At 68.1% G+C, this 7,870-nt stretch carries 7 protein-coding genes; 3 read left to right on the forward strand and 4 right to left on the reverse strand.

Translation table 11 applies throughout. The annotated features are described in order from the left end of the window. The first annotated feature begins 52 nt into the window (after window positions 1–52). The 3 genes from MSZK_RS23490 to MSZK_RS23500 are packed head-to-tail and all read left to right on the forward strand — an operon-like array spanning window position 53 to window position 3,545. Entirely contained in the window at window positions 53–916 is an 864-nt protein-coding gene (locus MSZK_RS23490; RefSeq protein WP_099250945.1) for a sulfite exporter TauE/SafE family protein, read from the forward strand. A 29-nt stretch (window positions 917–945) separates the two neighbouring features. Continuing rightward, a complete protein-coding gene (locus MSZK_RS23495) occupies window positions 946–2,325 on the forward strand; it encodes a rhodanese-like domain-containing protein (RefSeq protein ID WP_099250946.1) in 1,380 nt (459 codons plus the stop codon). A 17-nt stretch (window positions 2,326–2,342) separates the two neighbouring features. After that, window positions 2,343–3,545: an FAD/NAD(P)-binding oxidoreductase gene (locus MSZK_RS23500; protein ID WP_099250947.1), complete on the forward strand. Its 1,203-nt coding sequence runs from the start codon at window positions 2,343–2,345 to the stop codon at window positions 3,543–3,545. 4 nt (window positions 3,546–3,549) lie between these two features. Here the strand turns inward: MSZK_RS23500 and MSZK_RS23505 are convergent, their stop codons facing one another. The 4 genes from MSZK_RS23505 to MSZK_RS23520 form a co-directional block, all read right to left on the reverse strand. Then, window positions 3,550–3,807, reverse strand: coding sequence for an HPr family phosphocarrier protein (locus tag MSZK_RS23505; RefSeq protein WP_099250948.1), 258 nt, complete (start codon window positions 3,805–3,807; stop codon window positions 3,550–3,552). Between the two features lie 85 nt (window positions 3,808–3,892). Then, window positions 3,893–5,914, reverse strand: coding sequence for a fructose-specific PTS transporter subunit EIIC (locus MSZK_RS23510; protein ID WP_099250949.1), 2,022 nt, complete (start codon window positions 5,912–5,914; stop codon window positions 3,893–3,895). Window positions 5,915–5,927: 13 nt separating this feature from the next. Next, window positions 5,928–6,902: a 1-phosphofructokinase gene (pfkB, locus tag MSZK_RS23515; protein WP_099250950.1), complete on the reverse strand. Its 975-nt coding sequence runs from the start codon at window positions 6,900–6,902 to the stop codon at window positions 5,928–5,930. Further along, window positions 6,899–7,678, reverse strand: coding sequence for a DeoR/GlpR family DNA-binding transcription regulator (locus tag MSZK_RS23520; protein ID WP_099250951.1), 780 nt, complete (start codon window positions 7,676–7,678; stop codon window positions 6,899–6,901). The genes pfkB and MSZK_RS23520 overlap by 4 nt, the downstream gene beginning before the upstream one ends. Between the last annotated feature and the right edge of the window lie 192 nt (window positions 7,679–7,870).

A 7,870-nucleotide genomic window follows, 5' to 3' on the forward strand; every position in this document is an offset into this window, starting at 1 on the left:
GTGTGTTGATACCCCACAGGGTATATCTCCCGCGGAGCTGGAAGGGACGCACATGATCGCGCTGGCAATCGGATTGGCCGTCGTGGTGGGTGTGTCCCTGGGCCTGCTCGGCGGCGGTGGATCCATCCTCACCGTGCCCCTGCTGGCCTATGTGGCCGGTCTGGACCCCAAGCACGCCATCGCCACCTCATTGCTGGTGGTCGGGGCGACCAGTGCGGTCGGCGCGGTCTCCCACGCCCGGGCCGGCCGGGTGCAATGGCGAACCGCGCTGCTGTTCGGCGCCAGCTCGATGGTCGGCGCGTACAGCGGCGGCCAGCTGACCCGGTTCATCCCGGGCCATGTGCTGCTGATCGCCTTCGCCGTGATCATGGTCGCCACCGCGATCGCCATGCTGCGGGGCCGCAGGGCCGGGGCCGCGCTGGACCCGACGCACCGGATGCCCGTGGTCAAAAGCGCCGTGATCGGCCTCGCGCTCGGCCTCGTGACGGGCACCGTTGGAGCCGGCGGGGGATTCCTGGTGGTCCCGGCGCTGGTGTTGCTCGGTGGCCTGCCGATGCCGATCGCGGTCGGCACCTCGCTGGCGGTGATCGCGATGAACTCCTTCGCCGGGTTGGCCGGATACCTCTCGGTGGTCCGGATCGACTGGGCCGTGGCCGGCCTGGTCACCGCAGCCGCCGTGATCGGTGCACTGGTCGGGGTGCGATTCGCCGCCAAGGTCAATCCCGAGGTGCTCCGAAAGGCATTCGGATGGTTCGTCCTGGTGATGGCCTCGGTCATCCTCGGCGAGGAACTGAGCCCGGTCATCGGCTACACCGGCGTCGGCTTGACCGCCCTGGCCTTCGCGATGGCCTTCGCCTGCAACCACATTGCCGCCTGCCCTCTGCGCTCCCTGACGGCGCGCGCCAGCGCAGCCTGATCGTCCACAACTGTCGAAAGGAACTGACCATGAAGTTCAACCAGTACTACCTGGATTGCCTCTCGCACGCCTCCTACCTGATCGGTGACGAGACCACCGGCCGCGCGGTCGTGGTCGATCCGCAGCGCGACGTCTCGGAATACCTCGCCGACGCCGCCGAGCTCGGCATGCGCATCGAACTCGTCATCGAAACCCACTTCCATGCCGATTTCCTGTCCGGTCACCTGGAGCTGGCCAAGGCCACCGGCGCCAAGATCGTCTACTCCTCGGTGGCCAAGCCCGAATACGACTTCCTGCCGGTGCACGACGGCGAGCGCTACTCGCTCGGTGAGGTGCAGCTGGAATTCCGGCACACCCCGGGCCACACCCCCGAGTCGCTGAGCATCGTGATCTACGAACACGCCGCCGACACCGTGCCGTACGGCGTGCTGACCGGGGACACGCTGTTCATCGGCGACGTCGGCCGTCCCGACCTGCTGGCCTCGATCGGCTTCACCCGCGAGGAGCTCGCCGACAAGCTGTACGACTCGCTGCACGACAAGCTGATGACGCTGCCCGACACCACTCGGGTGTATCCGGCCCACGGTGCCGGGTCGGCCTGCGGCAAAAACCTGTCCACCGACCTGTGGTCGACGATGGGTGAACAGCGCAGAACCAACTACGCGCTGCGAGCCTCGGACAAGGCGACGTTCATGCAGCTCGTCACCGAGGGCCAGCCGCCGGCACCGGGCTACTTCGTCTACGACGCGATCCTCAATCGCAAGGACCGGGAACTGCTGGACGAGACGAAGATGCCGCCGGCGATGACTTACGCCGAGGTCTGCGACGCAATGGCGGCCGGCGCGATGCTGGTCGACGGTCGCACGCCCGAAGAGTTCGCCCAAGGCCACCTCCGCGGCGCCGTCAACATCGGCCTCGAGGGCCGTTACGCCGAGTTCGCCGGATCGGTCGTCAAACCCGACGTCGACATCGTGCTGGTGACCGAGCCCGGCCTCGAGCTCGAAGGCAAGAACCGGTTGGCCCGTATCGGTTTCGATCGTGTCGTCGGCTACCTTGCGCAGCCCTACCAGGAGATGTTCACCCATCGCGAGGACGTGGAGGTGGCCTCGCGGCTCACCAGTAACGCACTGGGTGAGCGGATGGCCGACGTTCCCGAACTGCAGCTGGTCGACGTCCGGAATCCGGGTGAGACCGCCGCCGGGATGATCCCCGGCGCGATCAACATCCCGGTGGGGCAGCTGCCCGACCGCGTCGACGAGCTCGATCCCCGCAAACCGACCGTCGTGTACTGCGCCGGGGGCTACCGCTCCTCGGTGGCGGCCAGTTTGCTACGCGGACGCGGCTTCGCCGACGTCAGCGATGTCCTGGGCGGATACGGCGCCTGGGCAGAAACCGTCCAGAACGCCTGAACCGAAACGGAGTAACGATGTCCATCACAGCCAAACACCAGATCCTGATCGTGGGTGGCGGCACGGCGGGAATCACGGTGGCAGCCCGTCTGCTGCGCAAGGGCTACACCGACGTCGCCGTGATCGAGCCGTCCGACCAGCACTACTACCAGCCGCTGTGGACCCTCGTCGGCGGCGGCCAGGCGAAGGCCGCGACGACGGCCAGGCCGGAATCCTCGGTGATGCCCACCAAGGCCACCTGGATCCGCAAGGCGGCCAGCGCCTTTGACCCGGCGGCCAACACGGTGACATGCGCAGACGGGGCCACCTACGAATACGAGGCGCTGGTGGTATGCCCGGGTATCCAGTTGGACTGGAACCGCACCGAGGGACTCGAAGAAGCGATCGGGCACGACGGAGTGTCTTCGAACTACCGGTTCGACCTGGCGCCCAAGACCTGGGACTTCATCCGCAACACCCGGTCGGGGTCAGCGGTCTTCATGATGCCGTCGGGCCCGATCAAATGCGGTGGTGCGCCGCAGAAGATCGCCTACCTGGCCAGTGACTACTGGCGAAAGCAGGGCGTGCTGGACAAGATCGATGTACACCTGGTGGTCCCGACCCCGCGCGCGTTCGGTATCCCGGCGATCGCCGACAACCTCGACAAGGTCATCGCCGACTACGGCATCCAGCTGCACACCATGTCCGAAATCACTGCGGTGGACGGCGATTCGAAAAAAGTGACGCTGACCGCAGTGGGCGAGGGTGGCTCCGACGGCACGCTGGCCTACGACGTGCTGCACGCGGTGCCGCGGCAATCGGCACCGGACTGGATCAAGTCCAGCCCGCTGTCCACCGGTGACGACAACGGCTTCGTGGAGCTGGACAAGTTCACCATGCAGCACGTGCGCTTTCCCAACGTCTTCGGTCTCGGCGACGCCGGATCGACGCCGAACTCCAAGACCGGCGCCGCGATCCGCAAGCAGGCTCCGGTCGTCGTCGAGAACATCGACGCCTACCTGACCGGGCGGCCGTTGCCGGCCCGCTACGACGGGTACTCGTCGTGCCCGATCGTCACCTCGTCGCACGACATGCTGCTGGCCGAGTTCGACTACGACTTCCATCTGGAGCCGTCGTTCCCGGTACTCGATCCCACCAAGCCGCACCGGCCGTACTGGTATCTGAAGAAGTACGGGCTGCCGTGGCTGTACTGGAACCTGATGCTGAAGGGGCTCGTCTAGCCCCTCAGGCGTCGAGGTCCTGCTGGACCAGTTCGGCGATGCTCGCGCACACCGACTCGTCCTCGGAGGCGACCGTGACGACGGCCCCGTTTCCGGCGCCCAGGGTCATGATCATCAGCGCCGAGCCGGCGTCCACCGGCTCACCGCCCTCCAGCGTCAGCGTCACCGGAACACCGGCTTTGACCACCGCCTCGGAGATGATCGCGGCGGGACGGGCGTGCAGTCCGATCGCCGAGCCGACGATGACGGTCTTGGTGTGCATGGACTCCCCTTCGGTTGTGTCGAACTCGACGTTATGGAGATGTTTACTCGAACATCGGCGCCCAGACGTCGGTTTGGGCGATCGGTCAGGCAGCCGCCAGGGCGGCGTCGGCGGCGGGCTCGGACTTCGGGCCGGCGAACTGCTTGGCGGCGACCACCGCGAACGCGGCCACCGCGGTGCCTGCGGCCAGCGCGACCAGGAACCACACCAGGTTACCGATGGCGAAGAACACGAAGATACCGCCGTGCGGCGCCTTGAGCGTGACGTCAAACGCCATGATCAGCGCGCCGGTCACCGCGCCGCCGGCCATCATCGACGGGATCACCCGCAGCGGGTCAGCCGCCGCGAACGGGATCGCCCCTTCGGAGATGAACGAGGCACCCAACAGCCATGCGGCCCTGCCGTTCTCACGCTCGGGCTCGCTGAACAGCCCGGGCCGGACGGTGGTGGCCAGCGCCATCGCCAGCGGCGGAACCATACCGGCGGCCATCACGGCGGCCATGATGCGCAGCGAGGCGGGGTCGGCGACGTTGAGACCGGCCGTGGCAAACGCGTAGGCCGCCTTGTTGACCGGCCCGCCGAGGTCGAAGCACATCATCAGGCCCAGGATCACGCCGAGCAGGATCACCGACGCACCGGTCAGGCCGTTGAGCCAGTTGGTCAGCCCGGACGTGATCGCCGCCAACGGCCGGCCGAGCAGCAGGAACATCAACAGGCCGACGATCAGTGAGGCGAACAGCGGGATGATCACCACCGGCATCAGGCCCCGGGCCCACTGCGGTACTTTCGCCCGGCTGATCCACAGCGCCGCGAAGCCGGCGATCAAGCCGCCGACGATGCCGCCGATGAACCCGCCACCGACGAACACCGCCACCGCTCCTGCGGTGAAACCCGGTGCAATACCGGGCCGGTCGGCGATCGCGAACGAGATGTAGCCGGCCAGTGCCGGGACCAGGAAGCTGAAGGCCAGCCCGCCGAGGGTGAACAACACCGCGCCGAGGTACTGGGCGAATCCGCCGCTGGGCAGGTTGGTCAGCGAATTGGTGGTGGCGATCAGGTTGCCCAGTGACTTGGTCTGCCCATCGGGGGTATTCGCGATGTCGTAACCGGCGAACAGGAAGCCAAGGGCGATCAGCAGACCGCCGGCGGCCACGAACGGAATCATGTAGCTGACGCCGGTGAGCAGGATCTGCCGAATCCGGGTTCCCCAGCCGACCCCACCGGCGGGCGCACCGCTCTCCGCCGCGGCCGCAGCGCTGCCCTCCACTCGAGCGGACTTCGGATTGTCGGATGCGGCAACGGCTTCGGCGATCATGGTGTCGGGCTCGTTGATGGCCCGCTTGACGCCGGAGGCGATCACCGGCTTGCCGGCGAATCGCTGCCGGTCCTTGACTCCGACATCGGTGGCGAAGATGACGGCGTCGGCGCCGCGGATGGTCTCGGCGCTCACCGGCGTGCTGCCCGAGGAGCCCTGGGTCTCCACCGTCAGCTTGACGCCGGCGCGCTCGGCGGCCAGTTTCAGCGCGTCGGCGGCCATGTACGTGTGGGCGATGCCGGTGGGGCAGGCGGTGATCGCCACGATCGACTTGGTCTGTGCGGCAGCGGGCGTGGCGGTGGCGGGTGCCGAAGCCGGGGTGGCGGCATCGGGATTGAGCACACCGTCGACGAGTCGCACCACGTCGGCGGCCGATCCGGCGTCTCGCAACGACTGCACGAACTCCGGTCGCACCAGCGCGCGGGCGAGGCTGGACAGCAGCTTCATGTGCTCGGCTCCGGCGCCGTCCGGCGCGGCGATCAGGAAGACCAGATCGGCCGGACCGTCGGGTGCGCCGAAGTCGACTTTCGGTGCCAGCCGGGCGAACCCGATCGACGGACTCGACACCGCCGCGGACCGGCAGTGCGGGATCGCGATACCGCCGGGAAGGCCGGTGGCCGACTGGGCCTCGCGGGCCATGGCGGCGGCCTGGAGTGCGGCGCGGTCACTGACCCGGCCGGTGTGGGCGAGCCGGCCGGCGAGCCGGCCGATCACCGACTCCTTGTCCGACCCGGCGTCGACGTCGAGGAGCACCAGATCGGTGCTGATGATGGACGCGGTGGAATTGGTCATGGTGGGCTGCCTTTCAGGGGCGGGCGTAGGGCGATATCGAGGTGACTGCCACGTCGTCGAGGTCGATCTGGGCCGGTGACGGCAGTGCCGAACCCGGCAGTGCCGCAGCGGCGCTGCCGTAGGCGACGGCCATCTGCAGCCGGTGCGGCGCCTGTGCGCCGCCGACGTCGGCACGCACGTAACCCGCGAGGGCGGAGTCGCCGGCGCCGACGGTGCTCCTGGGTTTGATCGGTGGTGGGGTGGCCAGCCAGCTACCGGTGTCGTTGACCAGCAGTGCACCCGCCGCGCCGAGGGTGGCCAGCACGGTCTTGGCGCCCCGATCGATGAGGCGGTGCGCGGCGGCGACGACCGGATCCGGATTGCCCTGGCTCAGGGCCTCTTCCAACATCTGCGCGTCCACGCCGGCCAGACTGGCCAGTTCCTCGGAGTTCGGCTTGATGAGATCGGGGGCCGCGGCGGCGAAACCCTCGGCCAGCGCGGCCAGCGGGGCATCGGAGGTGTCGACCGCGACTTTGCAGCTGTAGGACTGCAATTGGGCCACCACATCGGCATACCAGTGGTCCGGAATGCCGGGCGGCAGTGACCCGGACAGCACGACCCACCGGGCGGACGCCGCGCGGTCGAGGATCGCCTGGGTCAACGCGGCCAGCGCGGGCGGCTCGATCACGGCGCCGGGCTCGTTGATCTTCGTTGTGGTGCCGTCGGATTCGGTGATTGCAAGATTGGTGCGGACCGCACCGTCGATCGGCACGACATAGAACGGCACATGGGCGGACTCCAACGCCACGACAATCGGATCGTGGGCGGCGGCGGGCAGCACCGCGACGGTGTCCAGGCCGGCCAGGGTCAGCGCCCGAGCCACGTTGACTCCCTTGCCGCCCGGCTCGCTGGTCACCGACTGCACCCGATGCACCGCGCCGCGCACCAACGGCGTCGGCAACGTGACGGTGCGGTCGATGCTCGGGTTGGGCGTGACGGTGACGATCACAGTTGCTCTCCTGCCACGACGACTTCGATTCCCTGGGCGGTCAAGGCGGCGCGGTCCTCTGCGCTGATCTCGGGGTCGGTGATCAGGGCGTCGACACTGTCGATAGGGGCGAAGCTGACGAACTCCTCGCGGCCCACCTTCGACGAATCGGCCAGCACCACCACATAGTTGGCGCACCGGACCATCGCGCGTTTGACCGCGGCCTCGTCGCTGTCGGGGGTGGAGAGTCCGTGTCGCACGGTGATCCCGTTGGCGCCGATGAACGCGATGTCCACGCGCAGCGTGTCCAGCGCCCGCAGCACCGGCTCGCCGACCGCGGCCTGGGTCAGCCCGCGGACCCGGCCGCCGAGCAACTGCAGGGTGATCGAGCCCATGGTGGCCAGTCGCGCCGCGATCGGCACCGAGTTCGTCACCGCGACCAGTTCCCGGTCGGACGGCAGCATCGCCGCGACCCGCGCGGTGGTGGTGCCGGCGTCGAACAGCACCGCCGCCCCCGACAGTGGCAGGAATTCGGCGGCGGCCCGGGCGATGGCTTCTTTGTGGTCGGATCGGGTGACCTCGCGCTCGTCGACGCCGGGCTCCACCACGTGCAGTGCCCGCACCGGGACGGCCCCGCCGTGGACCCGGCGCACCACGCCGGCCCGGTCCAGCGCGGCGAGGTCGCGGCGCACGGTTTCGGTGGTCACGTCGTAGGCCTGAGCCAGTTCGGCCACCGAGGCCCGACCCTGGGACAGCACCCGGTTGGCGATCGCCTGCTGCCGTTCCTCCGCGTACACGATTCTCCGTTTATGTGGGGTATGGGCCGATTTGACGTCCTCGGCATGTTGGTATGTGTTGTTTTACTCCCGTTCGTGTTGACTTGTCAACGGAAAGTTGTAACCTAGTTGTAACTCCCAGACAGGTTGTGAACGGCGTGGTGAGCGGAAGTAGGTGAGGACCTCCGGTATCGGTGTGGTTACCAAACACGC

This window comes from Mycobacterium sp. shizuoka-1, assembly GCF_002723835.1.
Classification (GTDB): domain Bacteria; phylum Actinomycetota; class Actinomycetes; order Mycobacteriales; family Mycobacteriaceae; genus Mycobacterium.